The following is a 21,533-nucleotide window of genomic DNA, read 5'->3' as shown; positions in this document are numbered from 1 at the left end:
ATAAAACGCTGTAAAGCAGCAGAACCCGTCATGATTGTGACAATTTTTGCCGGATTCATCTAATAATTAATAAAAGAGGTTGCCCCGTATGTCCGAGCTCGACTCCCAATCACGCCTGATCCCCAATCGCTGGGACGACCAAACAGCCGCCAGCATGTCGGGGCCCGAATTACTGCGGTACCGCTCCAACCTGCTAGGCTCGGACATGCGCGTCACCAACTATGGCGGCGGCAATACCTCCGGCAAGATCGGCTGTATCGACCCGCTCACCGGCACAGAAGAGGAAATTCTCTGGGTAAAAGGGTCCGGCGGCGATATCGGCAGCATGGACCTGGCCGGCTTTGCCACCCTGTACATGGACAAGCTGCAGGCGCTGAAAAAGCTCTATCGCGGGGCCGAGCACGAAGACGAGATGGTCGCCTACCTGCCCCACTGCACCTATAACCTGAACAGCCGCGCCGCCAGCATCGACACGCCGCTGCATGCCTATGTACCCTACAAGCACGTCGATCACCTGCACCCCGATGCCGTGATCGCCATCGCTGCCAGCAGCAACAGCCGCGAACTGACCGAAACCATTTACGGCAGCGAGATCGGCTGGCTGGCATGGCGCCGCCCCGGGTTCCAGCTGGGCCTGGAGCTGGAAAAGATCGCCACCGAAAACCCGCACCTCAAGGGTGTCGTGCTGGAAGCCCACGGCCTGTTTACCTGGGCCGACACGGCCAAAGACTGTTATGAAGTGTCACTGGACATGATCAATCGCGCCCAGACCTGGCTGGATGACCGGCTACAGGGGGTTGCCGCGTTCGGCGGTGCCAGCCACCAGTCCATGGGCGAGGCCGAGCGCCAGCGGGTCGCCAGCCAGCTGATGCCGGTGATTCGCGGCAAGAGCAGCGAACATCAGCGCCAGATCGGCCACTTCAACGACAGCGCCGAAGTGCTGGAATTCGTCAACAGCCAGCAGCTCGAACCCCTGGCCCAGCTGGGCACCTCCTGCCCGGATCACTTCCTGCGCACCAAGATCAAGCCGCTGGTGCTGCAGTACGATCCGGCCCAGGACAACCTCGACGAGGTCATTGCCGGCCTGGATGCCCAGCTGGCCGACTACCGTGCCGACTACGCCGCCTATTACGAGCGCTGCAAGCACGACGACAGCCCGGCCCTGCGCGATGCCAACCCGGTGGTTTACCTGATTCCCGGCGTCGGCATGCTGACGTTCGCCAAGGACAAGGCCACGGCCCGCATCGCCGGCGAATTCTACGTCAATGCCATTAATGTGATGCGCGGTGCATCGGGCGTGAGCCAGTACATGGGCCTGCCGGAACAGGAAGCCTTCGACATCGAATACTGGCTACTGGAAGAAGCCAAGCTGCAGCGCATGCCCAAACCCAAGGCCCTGGCCGGACGTGTTGCGCTGATTACCGGCGGCGCCGGCGGCATTGGCCGTGCCACGGCCGAGCGTCTGCTGAATGAAGGCGCCTGCGTGATGCTGACCGATATTGACCAGAACAGCCTGAGCGAAACCGTTGAAGCCTTCCAGCAGGCTTACGGCCGGGACCAGGTTGAAGGCGTTAAAATGGATGTAACCGACGAGCAGCAGGTGCAACAGGCATTCAGCAGCACCTGCGTGCGCTTTGGCGGGGTCGACATCCTGGTATCCAATGCCGGCATTGCGTCGTCGTCACCGCTGGATGAAACCACGCTGGAGAACTGGAACTTCAACCAGAATATTCTCTCCACCGGTTACTTCCTGGTTTCCCGTGAGGCATTCTCGCTGATGAAACGCCAGAGCATGGGCGGCTCGATTGTATTTGTTGCCAGCAAGAATGGCCTGGTCGCCTCGGCCAATGCCGCCGCTTACTGCACCGCCAAGGCCGCCGAGATTCAGCTGGCCCGCTGCGTGGCGCTTGAAGGCGCACCGCATGGCATCCGCGCCAACGTGGTGAACCCGGATGCAGTGCTGCGCGGCTCCAAGATCTGGACCGGAAAATGGAAGGAAGAACGTGCCAGCGCCTACCAGATGAGTACCGATGAACTGGAAGAACACTACCGCCAGCGCAGCCTGCTCAAGCGTAACGTCTTCCCCGAAGATATTGCCGAGGGCGTGTATTTCTTTGTCGCCGACGTATCCGCGAAGTCCACCGGTAACGTGCTCAACGTCGACGCCGGCCATGCACCGTCCTTCACCCGATAAGCCCCTGGGCCCCGCAGGGCCCAAATTGCCCGAGGTTTGCACCATGACAACAAAAACAATGATCAACGCTGAACTCATCGCCGCACAGAACGCTCGGCAACAGCATGCACTGGACAGCGACTACGCCGCTCTGGGCGAACGCCTCGCCCGCGCCGGCGTCGATATCGAAACCCTGACCCAGCAGGCAAGCCAGTTTGCCGTCGCCCTGCCGTCCTGGGGACTGGGTACCGGCGGCACCCGCTTTGCCCGTTTCCCGGGCGCCGGCGAGCCGCGCAATATCTTTGAAAAAGTGGACGACTGCGCCGTGGTCAACCAGCTGGGCCAGGCCACCCCGGCGGTGTCCCTGCACATTCCCTGGGATACCCCGTCGGACGCTGCAGAACTGCGCCAGTTTGCACAAGAACGCGGCCTGCATTTCGATGCCATGAACTCCAACACCTTTCAGGACCAGAAGGGCCAGCCGCAGTCGTACAAGTACGGCAGCCTGAGCCACAGCGACAAGGCGGTGCGCGACCAGGCTGTGGAGCACAATATCGAAGTCATCGAACTGGGCCGCAAGCTGGGCTCCAACGCCCTCACCGTCTGGGTCGGCGATGGCTCCAACTTCCCGGGGCAGCAGAACTTCAACCGCAGTTTCTCCCGCTATCTCGACAGTACCAGCGCCATCTACAATGCGCTGCCGGATGACTGGAGCATGCAGCTGGAGCACAAGATGTTCGAGCCGGCGTTCTACTCCACCGTCATTCAGGACTGGGGCAGCAGCTACCTGGCCGCCACCCAGATTGGCGAGCGCTGCAAATGCCTGGTCGATTTGGGTCACCACGCGCCCAACGTCAATATCGAAATGATCGTCTCCCGCCTGGCCCAGTTCGGCAAGCTCGGCGGCTTCCACTTCAACGACAGCAAATACGGTGACGACGACCTGGACAGCGGTTCGATCAATCCCTACCAGCTGTTCCTGGTGTTCAATGAACTGGTGGACATCACACAGCGCCAGCCGAACTTTGCGCCCTTCTACATGCTGGACCAGTCCCACAACGTGACCGACCCGATCGAGAGCCTGATCTACAGCGCCGCCGAAGTGCAGCGCGCTTTCGTCAAGGCCCTGCTGGTGGACCGCAAGGCACTGGAAGGCTTCCAGGACGGCAACGATGCACTGATGGCCCAGGGCACCCTCAAGGCCGCCTACAACCTGGACGTTGAGCCCATCCTGCAGATGGCGCGCCTGCGCGGCAATGGCGCCATTGATCCGATCCAGGCCTACCGTGCCAGCGGCTACCGGGCACAGTGCGCCAAGGACCGCCCGGCCAGCAAGCACAGCAGCGGCTCCGGCATCGTCTGACACGACCCGAACCGCCAGCATAACGACACAAAATCGGCTCCCCTGAGCCGATTTTTTCGTTCTGCCCACGCTGTCGCCATGACGCTTCAGTGACAGCTCTGCCCGCCTTGCGCACACAGCCAGTCACACCGCTGCGCAACTATTGAACAAAAACAAGATAGAATATTTATTCCTTTTGTGTAGTATGTAGAACATAAATTTCAAATATAGATTTCCACCCGGCGCGATCGACACGATCAATCGACAATAAAAAGAGGAGCTTATCCATGGGTGCTATTCGTGTGGCAATTAATGGCTACGGCCGTATCGGACGTAACATCCTGCGGGCCCTGTACGAGTCCGGCTACCGTGATCGCATCCAGGTGGTGGCCATCAACGACCTGGGCGACGCCGACATCAATGCCCACCTGACCCGCTACGACTCCGTCCATGGCCGCTTCAACGGTACCGTGGAGGTCGACGGTGACCAAATGATCATCAACGGCGATCCGGTGCGCATCCTGAGCGAGCGCAATCCGGCCAGCCTGCCCTGGCGCGAACTGGATATCGATGTGGTGTACGAATGCACCGGGCTGTTTACCAGCCGCGCCAAGGCCGCCGCCCACCTGGAAGCCGGTGCCCGCAAGGTGATCATCTCGGCGCCGGCCAATGACAGCGATGCCACCATCGTGTACGGCATCAATCACGGCCTGCTCGATGGCAGCCAGCAGATCATCTCCAATGCCTCCTGCACCACCAATTGCCTGGCGCCGATTGCCCAGCCGCTGCATGCGGCCATCGGCATCGAAAACGGACTGATGACCACCATCCATGCCTACACCAACGACCAGAACCTGAGCGATGTGTATCACAGCGACAAATACCGCGCCCGCTCGGCCACCCAGTCGATGATCCCGACCAAGACCGGCGCTGCTGCCGCGGTGGGCCTGGTCCTGCCGGAACTGAATGGCCGCCTCGATGGCATGGCGGTACGGGTACCCACGATCAATGTATCCCTGGTTGACCTGAGCTTTATTGCCCAGCGCGATACCAGCGTCGAGGAGGTCAACCGCATTCTCGCCGATGCCGCCGCCGGTCCACTCAAGGGCGTACTGGCCTACAACGACGAGCCACTGGTCTCGATCGACTTCAATCACAACCCGGCGTCCTCAAACTTTGATGCATCCCAGACCAAGGTCAGCGGGCGTCTCGTCAAGGTGATGTCCTGGTATGACAACGAATGGGGCTTCTCCAATCGCATGCTCGATAACACCCTGGCGCTGATGCACGCCTGAGCCCTCCCTGAACGCAACACGAGGATCGCCGCTTTGAATCGCAGAACAAAAATTGTCGCCACCCTGGGTCCCGCCAGCACCTCGCCCGCCGTCATCACCCAGCTGATCGAGGCCGGCGTTAACGTGGTGCGGCTGAATTTTTCCCATGGTTCAGCCGAAGACCACCGCCTGCGCGCCGACCTGGTGCGCGAAATTGCGCGCAAACAGGGTCGCTTTGTCGCCATTCTCGGCGACCTGCAGGGCCCCAAGATCCGCATTGCCCGCTTCGCCAACACCAAGGTCACACTGCAGACTGGCGCGCAGTTCATCCTTGATGCCGACATGGACAAAAAGGCCGGGACTGCCGATGCCGTGGGTATCGACTACGAGGCCCTGATCACCGACAGCCGCCCCGGCGACATCCTGCTGCTGGACGACGGCCGCATTGAGCTGGCGGTCGAGTCCATCGAGGGCAACAAAGCCATCTGCCGCGTGCGGGTCGGCGGCGAGCTGTCGAACAACAAGGGCATCAACCGCCTGGGCGGAGGCCTGTCCGCCGCGGCCCTGACCGACAAGGATCGCGAAGACATCGTTACCGCGGCCGCCATTGGCGTCGACTACCTGGCGGTCTCCTTTCCGCGCGATGCCGCCGACATGGAACTGGCCCGTACCCTGCTGCACCAGGCCGGCGGCGACGCCCGGCTGGTCGCCAAGATCGAGCGCGCCGAAGCGGTCAACGATCACGCCGTGCTGGATGACATCATCCGCGCCTCGGACGTGGTCATGGTGGCCCGTGGCGACCTGGGCGTGGAGATTGGCGATGCCGAGCTGATCGGCGTGCAAAAACACATCATCGATCGTGCCCGGGCCCTTAACCGCGTTGTCATCACGGCCACCCAGATGATGGAGTCGATGATTTCCAGCCCCATGCCCACCCGTGCCGAAGTATTCGACGTCGCCAACGCCGTGCTCGATGGCACCGACGCGGTCATGCTGTCGGCTGAAACCGCCGCCGGCGACTTCCCGATCCAGACCGTGGAAGCCATGGCCCGGGTGATTGTCGGGGCCGAAAAGCATCCGCAGGCACACCGCTCCAACCACCGTGTCAGCGAAAGCTTTGGCGCCATCGACGAAACCATTGCCATGTCGGCCATGTATGCCGCCAACCACCTGGACGGCGTCAAGGCGATCATCTGCATGACCGAATCCGGCGACACGCCGCTGCTGATGTCGCGCATCAGTTCGCAGCTGCCGATTTTCGCCTTCAGCACCCATACCCGCACGCAGAACCGGGTCGCGCTGTTTCGCGGCGTCAAAACCATTCCATTCGATTCCGATGCGCTGCCCAACGACGCCATCAACCGCCTGGCAGTGGAGGAATTGCAGAACCGCGGCGTGGTAACCGACGGCGACCTGGTACTCATTACCAAGGGCGATTACGTCAAGGCCCACGGCGGTACCAATACCCTGAAGATTGTCCGTGTCGGACAGACCATACGCTAACGGAGGTAACCCTGATGCAGAACCAACAGCACCCGACAGCACAGCAGGACGCCGAGCAGTACAGCCAGGACTGGCCCAATGACTTCAACCTGCGGGCGGAAGCGGCCGAACAGCAGGAAATTGTGCAGGACGCGAAGACCTGGCACCCGACGCCGGCACTGACCTGCTCTGATTACGACTTCTGAGAACAGCCCCTGACAGGCCCGGTAAAAGTGCACGCCGGGCCTGGACATGCCGGTTTGTGAGGCGTTCAGACGTTGCTGACAGATCAGGACAAGTCCAAGATAGAACTTAATTTACCTAATTCATCAATCAAATATTGATATAGCGAGATTTATTTAGGTAAATTAACTAAAATAATTCAGCCACAACCTGAATCACGGCTGCATGCCAGGCCGCACTCAGGCAACGCACCCTGACAACCAATGACCACCTACACAGAGGCAGACATGAACAGGATTACCCAGATAAAGGCGCGCGAAGTTCTGGATTCGCGTGGCAACCCCACGGTTGAAGCCGACGTGATTCTGGCGAACGGCGTGATCGGCAGCGCCTGCGCCCCGTCCGGCGCCTCCACCGGTTCGCGCGAAGCGCTGGAACTGCGTGATGGCGACAAGTCCCGCTACCTGGGCAAGGGTGTGCTGAAGGCGGTTGCCGCCATCAACGGCCCGATCCGTGAAGCGCTGCTGGGCAAGGATGCAACCGATCAGCGCGCTCTGGATAACATCATGCTGGGGCTGGACGGTACCGAGAACAAATCCAACTTTGGCGCCAATGCCATCCTGGCCGTGTCCCTGGCTGCCGCCAAGGCCGCCGCCGCTGCCAAGGGCATGCCGCTGTATGCCCACATCGCAGAGCTGAACGGCACCCCCGGCCAGTACTCCATGCCGCTGCCGATGATGAACATCCTCAACGGCGGCGAGCACGCCGACAACAACGTCGACATTCAGGAGTTCATGGTGCAGCCGGTCGGCAGCCCGAGCTTTGCTGAAGCCCTGCGCTGCGGCGCCGAGATCTTCCACGCCCTCAAGGCCGTGCTGCAGGCGAAAGGCCTCAACACCGCGGTGGGTGATGAAGGCGGTTTCGCGCCGAACCTGGGCTCCAACGAAGAAGCGCTGGTGGTTATCCAGGAAGCGGTCTCCAAGGCCGGTTACACCCTGGGCAAGGATGTCACCCTGGCGCTGGACTGCGCTGCCTCCGAGTTCTACAAGAACGGCGAATACAACCTGGCCGGCGAAGGTAAGGTGTTCAATTCCGAAGGCTTCAGCGACTACCTGGCGCAGCTGGCCGAGACCTACCCGATCGTCTCCATCGAAGACGGCCTGGACGAGTCCGACTGGGACGGCTGGGCGTACCTGACCCGCAAGATCGGCAGCAAGGTACAGCTGGTGGGCGACGACCTGTTCGTGACCAACACCAAGATCCTCAAGGAAGGCATCGACAAGAGCATCGGCAACTCCATCCTGATCAAGTTCAACCAGATCGGCTCGCTGTCCGAGACCCTGGACGCGATCAAGATGGCCAAGGATGCCGGTTACACCGCGGTGATTTCGCACCGTTCCGGTGAAACCGAAGACACCACCATCGCCGATCTCGCCGTCGGTACCGCCGCCGGCCAGATCAAGACCGGTTCGCTGTGCCGTTCTGACCGTGTATCCAAGTACAACCGTCTGCTGCGCATCGAGGAAGAACTCGCAGGCCAGGCACCGTACAAGGGCCTGAAGGAAATCAAGGGTCAGGCCTAAGCCTCCCCGTCAGCCCGCCAGCGCGGCTAAAGGAATCGAACATGATACAGAACCTGGTGATCGGCAACTGGAAGATGAACGGTAGCTTTGCGGCCAACGAGCAGCTGCTCGATGCGCTGCTGCCAGCGCTGGCCGGGCTTGAAACTGTCGGGATTGCGCTCTGCCCGCCTTTCCCCTACCTGTCCCAGGCCGACTGGCGGCTAAAGGACAGCGGCATCGCCCTCGGTGCCCAGAACCTGAATGAGCATGAGGCCGGGGCCCACACCGGCGAAGTCAGCGCGGCCATGCTCAAGGACCTGGGCTGCCGCTACGTGCTGGTGGGCCACTCGGAGCGGCGCAGCCTTTATGGCGAAACCGATGCCGACACGGCAGCGAAGTTCTCCGCCGCCAGGGCCGCGGGTGTTGTGCCGGTACTCTGCGTGGGTGAGACGCTGGCCGAACGCGAACGGGATGAGACCACCGCCGTGGTGTACCGTCAGCTCGATGCGATTCGCTCGCGACTGGGCGCCCGCGCTTTTGCGGGCAGCGTTGTCGCCTACGAACCGGTCTGGGCTATCGGCACCGGACTTAGCGCCACACCGGAACAGGCGCAGGTGGTGCATGCCGCCATTCGCCAGTACCTGTGCGAATGCGACACCATAACCGGCCCCGACATTGCCCTGCTCTACGGCGGCAGCGTGAAAGCGGACAATGCCGCCGCCCTGCTCGCCCAGCCCGACATCAACGGCGCCCTGGTCGGCGGTGCTGCGCTGGATGCAGACGCCTTTGCGGCGATTTGCCGGGCTGCAAATGGCTGAATAGCCGCAACCGCTGTAAGCGTTAACCAAGGCCACCACCCGGTGGCCTTTTTCGTGGCTGCACGCAAAGCCAAGTTTCAGCATGCCGGGCACATCAATAATGGCTGTTCCACCCCACGTAGAGCCCGTGTAGCGCCCGCTGTGTGCGCGAACCCGGCCTGGGCCTACACCCGCTGCGCCCAAAGACCGGGCTCCAGCGGTTTCCCGCTGACACCGCGGCTGGCGATCTGTTTGTCAGCCTGATGCGTAAGGTCCGACATCCACGTAAACGACCTCTTGTACTCGCATCCTCCTGGCACAACCCCAGGCCACCAGCGCCCACTCTTGGGGCAGCGGCGCCGTACCACCATCGCGAGCCAGAACTTACACCGTCGCGTCAAAAACCCACTGCGCAAATAAACCAATGAAAACAAAAGAGTTATTAAATTTACGCACAAAACCTGCACGCATGGTCAGGTTTTTTCTTGTAGAACGGCAGATGTATTACCGCTGAGCGCGCGGCCAGCTGCGAAAACGCTGCAACGCCCGCCCCTCAGCCTGAAAACAGCCCCTGGGGTTCATGGAGATACCTATGTCTGCGGCCAATACGAATGACCTGCTCTATCCACTGGATGCCACACCCGGCTTCACCCAGTCGACTTTCGCCGCCATTGCCCACGTGCTGGCGAGCTTCGTCGGCATCATCACCCCCACCCTGATCATCGGCGGCGTGCTGGGCCTGGGCGAGCATATCCCCTACCTGATCAGCATGGCGCTGGTGGTGTCCGGCGCCGGTACCCTGATCCAGGCCTGGCGCCCGCTGGGCATCGGCTCCGGCATGATCTGTGTTCAGGGCACCAGCTTCGCCTTTCTCAGCTCCGTGCTGGCGGCTGGCTTTATCGCCAAGAGCAAGGGCGGCGGCCCAGAGGAGATTCTCTCACTGATCCTGGGGGTCTGTTTCTTCGGCGCCTTCGTCGAGATCGTTCTGAGCCAGTTTCTGCACAAGCTCAAGCGCATCATCACCCCGCTGGTCACCGGCATCGTCATCACCATTATCGGCATCAGCCTGATCAGGGTCGGCATGACGGACCTGGCCGGCGGCGTGAATGCGCCGGATTTCGGCAGCCCGGCCAACCTGGCCCTGGGCGGCTTTGTACTGCTGTGCATCATCGTGCTGAACTTCTCCTCCAACCCCTGGCTGCGCCTCTCCTCCATCATCATCGGCCTGCTGATCGGCTTTGAGATCGCCATCTTCATGGGCACGGTCAGCTTTGCCAACCTCGCCACGCTGCCGCTGATGAGCCTGCCGATGCCGTTGCGCTATGGCTTCTCGTTCGACTGGAGCGCCTTCGCCCCGATCGCCGTGATCTACCTGATTACCGCCATCGAATCCACCGGCGACCTCACCGCCAACTGCATCATTTCGAAACAGCCGATACGTGGCGATGGCTACATCAAGCGCATTCGCGGCGGCGTGCTGGCCGATGGCCTCAACTCCATGCTGGCCGCCCTGTTCAACACCTTTCCCAACACCACCTTCAGCCAGAACAACGGCGTGATACAGCTCACCGGCGTGGCCAGCCGCCACGTCGGATTTTACATCGCCGCCATCCTGATGCTGCTCGGCCTCTTCCCGGTTATCGGCGGCGTGCTGCAGCAAATCCCCAAGCCGGTACTCGGCGGCGCCACCCTGGTGATGTTCGGCACGGTCGCCGCCGCCGGCGTAAAAATCCTCGCCAACGAAACCCTTGATCGACGCAAGCTGCTGATCCTGGCGGTGTCGTTCGGCCTGGGGCTCGGCGTCATGACCCCCGACCTGCTGAGCCAGATGCCAAAAATCGTACAGAGCATCTTCGGCTCCCCCATCACCACCGGCGGCCTGGCCGCAATTGTGCTGAGCCTGTTGTTGCCCTCACCGCAAACGCAGACCCACGAGAGCGATACAGTAGCGACTGAAACCGCTGATACGGCAACGCCTTCCAGCGAAGCCAGCCTGGAGTCGAGCAGCTAGCTGCTTGCTCCGATAACGCACAAAGGCCACCCGAGGGTAGCCTTTGTGTAGTCTGCATGATGTCCGTTATACCCGGCCCGGTCATTGAGCCCGAAAGCGCCCCACGCCAAGACTGCGCGCGGCACTTTTTTCATCCGATAAGGCACAAAATGGCTTTTTCGCCGGGCGTCAATTGCCTATGCAGCGCTTAACGGTCGACTCGGTGTAGGCAATGCGGTTTAGCAGTGACTGATCCGCCCCCTGCCTGAAGGATGCGAGCAGGTTGAAGACAGGCTCCGCCATGGACTTGTCGGCGATACCACGCTCGAACAGACGGCCGATGGCCATCGCGATACGATATTTAACATGCAGTCGGGTGACCTGGTCGGCGATTCCCAACAGCAGCCCCAGATCGCCCGGCTTGGGCAGCATGTGCGATGCGGCAGCGAGCGCCAGAATCAGCCCTTCATTCTGCTGTTGCACCAGCAGCTCTCGCGCCACGTTTTTCGTGATAACGATATCCGCCATCTTCAGGGCAGCGGTATCTTTCAAATGCACCCGTTGCGACCAGTCCGCGTTACGTATCGCCAGGTACTCGCTCGCCAGCTGCAACAGTTCGGTATCAATGTGCTGGCTCTGCATCTCCGGCTTCGTCACACCAGCCCCATCCGACACTCCGAGCGCCTGAAGTGTCAGCGATTTCGTCTGTTCCTGGTCAACCTCAAGTGATTCGATCCGGGATCTGAATTCCAGGCCTTCCTTGCTGATCGAGACATCTGTGCGAGGATCCCCGATGCGCGATGACAAGGCATCCAGCAACCGGCTCACCGGCGCGCGCAGGTAATACAGCACGGCAAGCACCGCGGCCGGCCACACAAGCGCCGTGGCAAGATTGACACACTGCTCCACAAATCGAATAAAAGCATCCATTGCTCCAGACCTCCCGCTCGACATCCGACGCGTGATGCGAAACCCGCGCCGGACACAGCCACCCCGATATCTGAAGACTAGGAGGCTATCCGGAAACACTCAACCTGTTACGAACAACCTGAGCCTTGTTGGTTTTTGTGCTGTTGCGCATTAAATAGAACCACTATTTACAAGCGTCATTCCTGTAGCGTGCTCGATGGGCAGCTAACGCTGTGCACATCGGCAATCCTGCCGATTTATCGCTTCAAACACCGAAAAAAGAATTCAAATCAGCCGGCTCTCGCTACAGCCAGCATTCTGGATGAACCACTGGACCTTTGGAGGGTAATTGAATCGCTATACGTTCAGGAAACACGTGCAGAGCCTGCTGCTGCCCGAACCCGCCACAACGGATATCGGAGCACAGACGGCTGTAGCGAACGAGGATGCGTTAACGGAGGATGCCCTGAACCCGGGCAAGGTTGGCTAACCTGGATTGTCAGGAAAAAAGATAAAGAAAAAAGAAAGACTGAAGCAAACACCGCAGCGGCGACACCGCTGCGGTGTTTTTTTGTAAAACTCAGCCATAGAAAAGCACATTCAGACCAAAGCCGCCCACCATCAGCACCACGAACAGTATGAGCGACAGCGCCATCGGTTTGGGGCCAGCCTGTCGAATGGTGGCCCAGCGGGTCTTGATGCCCAGTGCGGTCATGGCGATGGCCAGGCTGAGCTGGGAAAGCAGTTTCAGGCCCTCCAGCACCGCGGGGGGCAGAACGAATACGCTATTCAGTGCTGCAGTCGCAATAAAGCCGAAGACAAACCAGGGAATCGGCACTGGCCGGCGCGCACCCGTTTCCGATGCCTGGCGCAGGAAGACGCTGCCAAGCGCAATAACGACCGGCGCCAGCAGCATCACCCGGATCAGCTTGGCGACAACGGCATTCTGCATGGCTTCGCCGCCGATGGATTGCCCCGCCGCAACCGCCTGTGCCACTTCATGTACGGTGCTGCCGATGTAGATACCAAAGAGCGACGGATCCATGGCGACAAAACTGAAGATTACCGGATAGCTGAACATTGCCAGGGTACCGAACAGCACGACCGTCGCCACCGCAACCGTGACGTCCCGCTCCTTGGCACGAATCACCGGCTCGGTCGCCATGATGGCGGCGGCCCCGCAAATGGCACTGCCCACCGAGGTGAGTATCGCCACTTCGCGCGGCAGGCGAAATACACGGATGCCGATGGTTATCCCCAGCGACAGCACAATCGCAATGACCAGCATGTCGAGCAGGATGGCCTGGTAGCCCACCGAGGCGATTTGCTGAAAGCTGAGGTTGAAGCCGAACAGAATGATGCCCAGGCGCAGCAGCTTTTGCTGGCTGAACGCCAGGATGGCCGTATCCCGGTCGTTACAATCCGGCTTGGCGACATTACCGTAGGTAATGCCCATCAGGATGGCCAGCGGCAGTGCACTCAGCCCGACGGCCGCCAATGAGGACGTTTGTGCCAACGCCGTGGCGGCAAAGGCGATAAGCAGCAGCCGTATGAGCATGGTGTTGTCCTCTTATTCGAATTTAAGAGGACTTTAAAACCGAATGCTATATAAGTATATTGGATATTTCTTACCTTTTACTTAAGAAAAACCAATGAATATAAGCCTGCGTCAGCTGCGTCTTTTTGAAGCCACGGTTCGCCTTGGCCGCCTGAGACTGGCGGCCGATGAACAGGCCATCAGTCAATCCGCCGCCAGTCAGGCCCTCAAGGAGCTGGAACGCGTGCTGGGTTACAGTGTTCTGGAGCGTATCGGCCGCGAACTGGTACTGACCGATGCGGGTCAGCAGATACTGCCCAGGGTCCGCCAGATCCTGAGCCTGAGCGACAGCCTGACCCGGCCCGACAGCCGCCGTATCGCCGGCACCTTGCGGGTGGCCGCCAGCGTGACAATCGCCAGCTACCTGCTGCCCACGATGATCGCCCGCTATCGCCGCCAGCACCCTGAAGCGGATGCCAGATTGGAAATCACCAATACCGACGGTGTACTGCGCCGGCTCGAAAAAGGCCAGGCCCAGCTGGGGATGATCGAGGGCCCGGCGCTACACCCCGCGCTCGACATCATCCCCTGGCGCTCGGACCGGCTGGCCGTCTTCTGCTCGCCCGGCCATCCACTGGCCGGACAAGGCCCGCTGAACGCCAGAGCCCTGATGGATCAGGACTGGATCGTACGGGAAGCCGGATCAGGTACCCGCGCGGTACTGGAGACGGCCCTGCAGGCGCAAGGGGTAAGGCCCCGCATTGCGCTGGAGCTGACACGCCACGAAGCGATCAAGCAGTCCGTCCGGGCCGGGCTGGGGATCGGCTGCCTGTCGACCCTGACCATTGCCGATGAAGTGGCCACCGGCCACCTGGTGATACTGGACACACCGCTGAACCTGACCCGGCAATTCTCCTGGGTCTGCTCGCCGGAAAATCGCGACAATGCCCTGGTGCAGGCGCTGCTGCAGCAACTCGCCCCGCCCGCCCCTGAACAGGCGAATCACCACTGATACCCAGGCGCAGACGCAAGTCAGCGCGAGGTGGCCCCGTTCGGCATCGGCATGATTGGGTACAGGACACCCGCTTCGCCTTGCGGAAAATGCCCTGAATCCGGGCAAGGTTGGCTAGCCTCGATTGTCAGGAAGAAAAGATAAAGGGGGAAGAAAGGCAGGAAAACACCGCAGCGGCACACCGCTGCGGTGTTTTTTTTGTAGAGAAGGTATTGAATATGACGCGGTAAGGCGTGATGGATGCAGTGCGAGTTATTAAAAACACAAGCTGAGCGAAGTTTTTAACCGGGGCGCGTAGGCGATCTATTGAATAAAATAGCCGTAGTAATGAGGTTTTAACTGAAGGAGCAAAAGGCAAGACCTGATTTCGTTAGCCTTCTAAATTCTTGGTGAATAGCTTCTGGAAAAGCACCTCTGACTCTTTTAGACCGATCTCTGTGAAAAGGACAGACTTTGCCTTACCAACCGGGCTCTCAATGAGACCCTTTTCATGAAGCCTGTTCATGGCTTCCCAATCAAAGGATTTCCACGCCCGACCGCCATCATGCAAAGTCAGATACAGCAAAGCCAGAATGGCCTCGTCGATTTTATCTTCATCAATGTCCATGGTTAATCCTCTGAATGGCCCGCTCTCTTATCGCCTGAAGTCCCTGACTGAGTCAAATCTTGCCTATTTTATGGTTCTAGAGCAAAAGGCAAGACCTGCCCCCGTTGCCTACTCATCTCTGCGCATCAAGTTGATGAGTTCCTCGGGCGTGAACGGTGGATTTTTTCGGTGAAGCATAGCGTGACAGTTCGGACAGACTGGCCTTAAATCTTCGACCGGATCAACCTCGTAGCCTTCCCCAATGGAGCCGAGCGGCTTCAAATGATGTACGTGGATGAATCCGTTACCGACCACACCGTATATGCGCTCAAAGTTCAACTCACAGACGACACAAGATACGCCGTAGTGGTTGATGCAAGCTTCTCTCGCCTTAGCGCTTCGTTCGTAGGAGTTTACGGCGACCCTGCGAACCGCTCCTTCAACGAACTGTTCTGGATTTTCCACCTCGTCAGGATGGAAGAATGATTCAGCTTCAGACTCCAGCCTGAGCACTGGCACGTAGCTATAGCCATAGTTCTCAGATATTGGTTTCCCGTCAGATGCCTTACGAAGCTGTGTCATCGAAAACGACGACGATAAGCGCTTACAGTGCGACACCTCGTACAGCGTTTTGACGGGGCCGTCATCCTGTGACCAAAGGTCCTCATTAACCGTTTCGGGCAGTTGCTTTGCAAGCGACCGATCCGTGTCTTCGTCACCCTTGTGCGGGTCGAGGACAATGTTCTTGATAATTGCAGAATAGATTACTTGTCCGTCACTACCTGTGGGCGATAGGTAGGCCCGAATGACAACCTGTTCATCTAACGCCTTCTTAGCCGTGACCCACTTTTTCGACGATCGAAACGTCACTGGACGGCTCGGGTCATTCGCCGATATCTCGCATGCACGATCTAGGTACTGAACATGGTTTCGAACGAACACCGCAACTTCAGTCATCTTACTTTTCCTATATGAGAGCAAACGCCAGGCGTTGGGGCCCACTTGGAGCCGCGAAGCGGTGGAAAGGTCATCCCAGCCCAGCGGCAATCCGGGCACAGTATACTTAATTACAGCTACGCCTTTGCCTTCGGTCCCGGCCGCCCCGGGGTAAGCACCTTCCCGGTAACAGACTCCAGATGCTGGACGAAGCCATCGCCTCCCAAGGGTCTTGCGGTTCTCGTATGCTGCCGTATCGCCTGAGTATCTTCGTCGTTTCCAGACGAGAGATAAGCGCCCCAGTCACTCACACGATCAAGCATCGCTCGTCCATGACAAAGGAGTGAAACCGCTCCTGCCAAAGGTGTCCCCTCCATCCCTGACGGAATATAGCGCCGGTGAGCCTCACCCAACGCAGCGCGAAGGCCATCCTCCTCACCCGGCACCATGACCAAATGGACATGATTCGGCATCAGGCAATAAGCCCAGACCTTCGTTCCAGCGTCTGTCGTGAACTCAGACATAAGCTCGATGTAATAACAATAATCGTCGTCGCAGAAGAAGGTTTCTGCCGTCGATTACCGCGCTGGGTTTCATGATGCGTGTAACCTGGAACAACAACGCGTGCCACCCTGGCCATATCGAACCTCCTTGTTCAATCGTGCGCCTATCACAGAGAAACAGTAGGTTAGATCTTGGAGTTACGTATACTGTCCCCGGAACTCCCTAGAAATACCCCCTATTAATCGCTTACTGGCCCGAAAATTTCTAGTCCTGATAAAGCCACCCGAGGATAATAGGCATGCATTTCTCCCATATCTATGGGCCTTCGACTAAGCTTGAAGCTTCCACGCACCTCATGCATTTCGTAAAACTTCACAGCACTATCCCTGTTCGACAACGCCGAAACTATTGAGTGCTTAACCGCATCAGAGCACCTCAAACCAAATGTTATTTCGATCATGCGGAGCGGTGAATCTTGGAGACCACGCTGTCCCAAAAGCCTCCATTCTCTCTCGTATCGCCAAGGAGAAGCTTTTCTTAGAAGAATATATTTATCCAGTAAATCTCTAGCTTCCTTATCTCCGTCGGCTATCGCTCGTTTTATTAAACTGGTTGGGACAATTCGACTCCCTCCGTAATTCACCTTATAAAGACGCGGTTCAGGGTTTCGAGTCAAGTTGTAACCAATACACATTCCTTTATGCTGATCTCCATAATGACTCCATAGTAATGGATTGTCATATACAGATGAAAAGCAACAGACGCCCTTGCCGTATCGTTTCAAGAGTTCTCTCTCTATTTCAACGGTCAATAGCCAGATTTCTGCTTCTTCTCGGCTACAATCATACTCTGGACCTGTAGAGTAATAGGTAATGCTCTCTAGCATATCCTTTGCTTCTCTTTGTGCCAGCTTAGATGCATATTGGCTAGCAGACTCTTCCTTTACTTTATTTTTTCTTAGAGAAGAAGCAGTTTCAGAAAATATTCTTCGCGATATTAGCCCAGATAGGATTTCTCTCAACTCTTCTAATCCCGAATCCGCCTCTACAGTGGGCTGACAATCAAGAGGATCGTTAAATGCGCCTGGATCAGAAAAAAATAACTCATCCCTAACCAACGCATCCACTGTTAACGACGTAAAACTTCTGTACCTATATACTTTTCTTGGCTGCATTTAAAAACCCAAATTGCATCTTATTTCGATACTATGAAGAAAATGAAACGACACACGGAACTGACCGCATAACGCCTGTAACACTTGGGCTATTCCGGGGACAGTGCTGACGGGGTCACAGTGCTGACGGGGTCATCCATTAGCTCGGAGCGCAGCGGAAAACTTGCCCGACATCAGCCCATTGTTATATTTTAACTTCGACATCATCTGGGTGTTTTATCGGATTTGTTATTCTAACTTGTCTGACTAATTTAGCTAGCTCTTCGAATGTCTTAGGAATAGCCGAGCATGATTCAACCATGTTTTTAGCTATTTCTACTTTGTTGATGGAGTCAGGATTTCCGCCATTTGAGCTAATAAAGCTTGCCAACTGAGATACCCAAGGCCTGCTTGGGTTAAAAACATTCCTAAAATCAGTCTCTTTTTCAACAACCTTACTGTCTATCGCGCGTGGCTTGAAACTAGACTCTATAAAGCAATCCGGGGTGAAGCTCTCTTCAAACGATCCGCCTATTTCACCATTGCTGTACGTTACTAGAGGGCTGTATGGTATTTTAAAAGTAGTTATAAGTGGGTCATGTATAGCATTAGATATACGCTTACCATCAATATCGTCATCGAAAGTTACAATAATTGGTCGATCATGACTTAAAGTTTTTCTTAGAAGCCTGATCGCGTGCTTTAGATTTCCTATTCCGTTGTAGTTCGCAACAACAATTCCATCAGTTTCAAAATTTAAACCGCAATCCTCTAATAGCGGTTGGATCGCTACTTCTTCGGAATGACCCTCAACAAAAATGTAGATGCATTGCTTCTTTGCTTCATTCTTCATCACCGCTTCGAAATGAAGCTCACTCCACATTTCTTCGTACTGGATATCCTCTATCGTTGTTCCCATGCGATAAACTCTCTGAAAATATAATACCAGCGTTTGCTACAACCGAAGTGAGGCGTAGGTTGTCACAGCCGCGCAGCGGCGAACAACACGCCCTTTTTATGTGATGTAAAGTGTCTCATGACGTACCGCCTGCGGAGGAACCGACTAAGAGAACTGCCAAACCAAACAATTGAAGTAGGAATGGATTCTTTGCCTCTTTCCAGTGCAGTACTGTGTAAAAAATTGCGGCGGGAGCGATTAAAATCAGGCCTATTCCCCACATTATGCTGGTTCTAAAAGCTGCTATGAGCAAGCCGATTCCACCAATGATAAATATTATCAGTCCGATGTATAAAAGCACTGTCATATTTGAAGCTCCGTTTCAATTATTGTCACTATTCAGATCACATAACGCCGTACACAGAGGAGGCCAAATAAGCGTAGTGTATTGGGCGCCCCAGCGACCAACGGGAGCGACTGATGTGCGTTGGTAAATGACGTTCTATCGATGTTTAAATTTGGCCAATGTTTTTCCATTTTTTGCTTTTTCAACAATTACCTTTTCATCGGATTCAAGGATTTCCAATACATCGTCACAACTTGCTCGTACAAACTTAGCGATGCTTTCAAGTGATCGCCATCGAAACTTTGGTGATGCTAGTGCTTTGTAGATTTTTGTTTTTACCTCTTCATTCGAGGCGCTAGATTTGATTTCTTTATCTTCGAACTCAATATGTTTCTGTGCTTTAACAAATTGCAACTCTTGTTTTAGTTCCTCTATTTGCTCTTTAATTGGATCTATTTCTTGATCAAGATTATTAGATAATTCACTCAGTTTTATAGATTTATCGCCCCATCCAATTTCTATATTTCTGTTTGATAGAGTTTTAATTAGTTTTTCTCTAAACATCAATATAATAACGATAGTCAATATAAGAATTACAACAGGCGAATTTAACCCAGCTATTGTTAACTCTTTCCATAGTATAAGAGAGTGTTCGTTCAATATTTCCTGGACAACCGTTCTTACTTGATTCTCATCCATACTCTCTACTCATTTAACGCCTCAAGAAGAGGCGCGCTTTAGCGCGTCATTCTTGCTTGATTTGTTAGGCAATTTTCGCAAAACTTAATATTCGACCTTCGCATCTTCAACTAAATGTCGAATATTCATGTAATGATCATCAAGATGTACGCCACACTTCTCTAAAAAGTTGAGTATTCCCAATAATTCAGCTTTCATTTTTATAATTTGCTCAGTTAGCTGTTCTTCAGTAATTGCGTTTACTAACGGATCCTGAGATGCGTCTTTCTTAGCATATACCGCCTTCCAACGACCATAATACTTATTCATTGCCGCTTCATAGGTTTTAACTAAATCTAAATCACTTGGATTCAATACATTAGATAATTCTGTAGCAGTTACTGTTTGAACTGTACGATCTTTCTGCTTTACGACTATCTCTTCACCTTCAGGGTTTATTTTGAAACGCCACCGATCATGTTCTTCTCCCTCCTCCTTTGGCCTTTTTGCTAAAACTGTTCGGATTTGTCCGGCGACTTTATCAAATATGTCAACGGCTCCTTTTGTTGCTGCAACAATTGCAGCGATTTCTGCAGGTGTAAGCATGTTCACTCCTTTGTAAATAGTGTTTCTATTACGTTTAACTGCCTAACATTTGTATCGTAGCCTCGGAGGCCGTTTTGCATGAGGCTAGTATTTCCTGATGAATTTTCGTCAAAATCGAGCACAAAGCCAGTCGGCATGAGCCTTCCAGACCATTTCCCCTATCAATCTCAATATGACAAAACGATCACCAAGCCTCATATCCTCTTTTTGACTCTATATTGCAACTTACTGATAATGAAAAATTTTGAATTCATATCCAGCTTCCTGCCAGAATACAGGCCTGCAAGGACGTTTATCCGGCCGATTTTTCTGAAAGCTCCTGAAAACCACGCTACCGCCCTTTCGGCGACGAAATACGGTCCTGCTACACCGGCAGCGTCACGAAAAACAGAGGAATTAAGATTGGGGGAATTCACCCAGCCTGGCTTCCGATGCTCAGCTGACGATTTTCTATATTGACGATCAAAACCTGACACCCATACTCCGTCGGTGCCTCAAGCATAATGCCCAAAACAGGCACAAGTTGGAAGGAAAAAGGAGCCAGGGTCCAGGAGGTCAAAAAGGCAACAGAGCAAAGCATCTGCGTACGACTTCAATCCACCAGCGTATCTGGCCGACTGCTATGGTGGCAGCTCACGATCAGGGATCTCAGAACGGCGTTTGTGATCCCCTTATGAGCAGAAAATTGCTCCTGCATTTTCTGGCTACCGGCCATCCATGGCCGTAACCCGGCGAGCACTGGGGGCATTCTGCGAATTGGCCCGAAGGGTCGATACAGGGACTGTCGAGCTGCAGATTAGGCACATGAATGTGCCGGCACTTCAGCTTGAAATCACATCCCCAGAGCGACATACCGCCACGCCATACAGTCACAAAACAACGGAGGTATCAGAACGGCCCACTCCCCCTTATGAAGCCGGCGAGCACTGAGGTCAGTGTGCGGTCAGGCCCGCAGGGGCGAAGACAGGGACTGTCGAGCTGCAGATTACGCACATGAATGTGCCGACTCTTTACCTTGAAGGCAGTGCCGCCCGCACAACGACGTCAGAGCACAGCAAAAAAGCTTCTTCGGGGGCGTATTCTTCAAGGTAAAAAGCCTTGGTTACTTTCATTGAACGCGCAAAGAAAGTGACGCGCCAGCAAGGCGCAACACAAACCATCAAACCGAGCTGAAGCGTCCGTCAGCACTGCAGATCCAATACCCAGGGACTCACACTCCCGGCAAAGTGTTACCCATGTCACTGAGCTGAACCGTTACCTACGGGCATGAACTACACCCTAACGAGTGGTTCGATTCGCTCGAGGCTCGCTGCCCCCCAATCAAAGTCAGTACCCGATGGGCACGCTCCGCTTTGCCCATCCTACAATTGCATATCAAGCCGCAAGAATTAAATCAGCACCACCAACACATCAGAACGGCCCACTCCCCCTTATGAGCAGAAAATTGCTCCTGCATTTTCTGGCTACCGGCCATCCTTGGCCGTATGCCGGCGAGCACTGAGGTCATTGTGCGATCAGGCCCGCAGGGGCGAAGACAGGGACTGTCGAGCTGCCGATTAGCACAT

General features: G+C 56.0%; 18 protein-coding genes. 10 read left to right on the top strand and 8 right to left on the bottom strand.

All coding sequences use genetic code 11. The features are described from left to right. Positions 1–88: 88 nt before the first annotated feature. The 8 genes from F451_RS0120775 to F451_RS0120735 all read left to right on the top strand — a co-directional run bounded on the left by F451_RS0120775 (position 89) and on the right by F451_RS0120735 (position 10,824). Complete coding sequence (locus F451_RS0120775; RefSeq protein WP_020683343.1) at positions 89–2,194, top strand: bifunctional rhamnulose-1-phosphate aldolase/short-chain dehydrogenase; 2,106 nt, start codon at positions 89–91, stop codon at positions 2,192–2,194. A gap of 43 nt (positions 2,195–2,237) precedes the next feature. Further along, positions 2,238–3,536 (top strand): L-rhamnose catabolism isomerase, encoded by a 1,299-nt coding sequence (gene rhaI, locus F451_RS0120770; protein ID WP_040880239.1) that lies wholly within the window; start codon positions 2,238–2,240, stop codon positions 3,534–3,536. A 266-nt stretch (positions 3,537–3,802) separates the two neighbouring features. Next, the gene (gap, locus tag F451_RS0120765) at positions 3,803–4,810 is read left to right on the top strand and encodes a type I glyceraldehyde-3-phosphate dehydrogenase (RefSeq protein WP_020683341.1); all 1,008 of its coding nucleotides are present in this window, start codon (positions 3,803–3,805) and stop codon (positions 4,808–4,810) included. 33 nt (positions 4,811–4,843) lie between these two features. Beyond that, a complete protein-coding gene (pyk, locus tag F451_RS0120760; RefSeq protein ID WP_020683340.1) occupies positions 4,844–6,292 on the top strand; it encodes a pyruvate kinase in 1,449 nt (482 codons plus the stop codon). A 14-nt stretch (positions 6,293–6,306) separates the two neighbouring features. Further along, the gene (locus tag F451_RS27890) at positions 6,307–6,477 is read left to right on the top strand and encodes a hypothetical protein (RefSeq protein WP_020683339.1); all 171 of its coding nucleotides are present in this window, start codon (positions 6,307–6,309) and stop codon (positions 6,475–6,477) included. A 264-nt stretch (positions 6,478–6,741) separates the two neighbouring features. Further along, positions 6,742–8,037, top strand: a complete 1,296-nt coding sequence (gene eno, locus F451_RS0120750; protein WP_026291940.1) for a phosphopyruvate hydratase — start codon at positions 6,742–6,744, stop codon at positions 8,035–8,037. A 41-nt stretch (positions 8,038–8,078) separates the two neighbouring features. Further along, positions 8,079–8,834, top strand: coding sequence for a triose-phosphate isomerase (tpiA, locus tag F451_RS0120745; RefSeq protein WP_020683337.1), 756 nt, complete (start codon positions 8,079–8,081; stop codon positions 8,832–8,834). 571 nt (positions 8,835–9,405) lie between these two features. After that, positions 9,406–10,824 (top strand): uracil-xanthine permease family protein, encoded by a 1,419-nt coding sequence (locus F451_RS0120735; protein WP_020683335.1) that lies wholly within the window; start codon positions 9,406–9,408, stop codon positions 10,822–10,824. Between the two features lie 168 nt (positions 10,825–10,992). On the opposite strand, the gene F451_RS0120730 is transcribed toward F451_RS0120735, so the two are convergent. Then, complete coding sequence (locus tag F451_RS0120730; RefSeq protein WP_020683334.1) at positions 10,993–11,733, bottom strand: hypothetical protein; 741 nt, start codon at positions 11,731–11,733, stop codon at positions 10,993–10,995. Positions 11,734–12,061: 328 nt separating this feature from the next. Here F451_RS0120730 and F451_RS27885 point away from each other — a divergent pair, with 328 nt between their 5' ends. After that, positions 12,062–12,202, top strand: a complete 141-nt coding sequence (locus F451_RS27885; protein WP_156826574.1) for a hypothetical protein — start codon at positions 12,062–12,064, stop codon at positions 12,200–12,202. 90 nt (positions 12,203–12,292) lie between these two features. Here the strand turns inward: F451_RS27885 and F451_RS0120720 are convergent, their stop codons facing one another. Then, the gene (locus F451_RS0120720; protein WP_020683332.1) at positions 12,293–13,270 is read right to left on the bottom strand and encodes a YeiH family protein; all 978 of its coding nucleotides are present in this window, start codon (positions 13,268–13,270) and stop codon (positions 12,293–12,295) included. Between the two features lie 94 nt (positions 13,271–13,364). Between F451_RS0120720 and F451_RS0120715 the strand changes: the two genes are divergently transcribed. Beyond that, positions 13,365–14,261, top strand: coding sequence for a LysR family transcriptional regulator (locus F451_RS0120715; protein ID WP_020683331.1), 897 nt, complete (start codon positions 13,365–13,367; stop codon positions 14,259–14,261). Positions 14,262–14,631: 370 nt separating this feature from the next. On the opposite strand, the gene F451_RS0120710 is transcribed toward F451_RS0120715, so the two are convergent. The 6 genes from F451_RS0120710 to F451_RS0120685 form a co-directional block, all read right to left on the bottom strand. Further along, positions 14,632–14,868 (bottom strand): DUF6429 family protein, encoded by a 237-nt coding sequence (locus tag F451_RS0120710; RefSeq protein ID WP_020683330.1) that lies wholly within the window; start codon positions 14,866–14,868, stop codon positions 14,632–14,634. Between the two features lie 108 nt (positions 14,869–14,976). Beyond that, positions 14,977–15,804 carry an HNH endonuclease gene (locus F451_RS28230; RefSeq protein ID WP_020683329.1) on the bottom strand — a complete coding sequence of 276 codons (828 nt, stop codon included), beginning with the start codon at positions 15,802–15,804 and terminating at the stop codon, positions 14,977–14,979. A 721-nt stretch (positions 15,805–16,525) separates the two neighbouring features. Beyond that, positions 16,526–17,461 (bottom strand): DUF2971 domain-containing protein, encoded by a 936-nt coding sequence (locus F451_RS27370; RefSeq protein WP_083928505.1) that lies wholly within the window; start codon positions 17,459–17,461, stop codon positions 16,526–16,528. Positions 17,462–17,645: 184 nt separating this feature from the next. Further along, positions 17,646–18,359: a TOPRIM nucleotidyl transferase/hydrolase domain-containing protein gene (locus F451_RS0120700; protein WP_020683328.1), complete on the bottom strand. Its 714-nt coding sequence runs from the start codon at positions 18,357–18,359 to the stop codon at positions 17,646–17,648. Between the two features lie 481 nt (positions 18,360–18,840). Further along, on the bottom strand, positions 18,841–19,383 hold the full coding sequence (locus tag F451_RS0120690; RefSeq protein WP_020683326.1) for a hypothetical protein: 543 nt from the start codon (positions 19,381–19,383) through the stop codon (positions 18,841–18,843). 84 nt (positions 19,384–19,467) lie between these two features. Then, the gene (locus tag F451_RS0120685; RefSeq protein ID WP_020683325.1) at positions 19,468–19,968 is read right to left on the bottom strand and encodes a hypothetical protein; all 501 of its coding nucleotides are present in this window, start codon (positions 19,966–19,968) and stop codon (positions 19,468–19,470) included. Positions 19,969–21,533 lie beyond the last annotated feature (1,565 nt).

Origin of the sequence: Marinobacterium rhizophilum DSM 18822, assembly GCF_000378045.1 — a bacterium.
Taxonomy (GTDB): Bacteria; Pseudomonadota; Gammaproteobacteria; order Pseudomonadales; family Balneatricaceae; genus Marinobacterium_A; species Marinobacterium_A rhizophilum.
The sequence above is the reverse complement of the archived record's forward strand: the minus strand, read 5'-3'. Positions and strand labels throughout refer to the sequence as shown.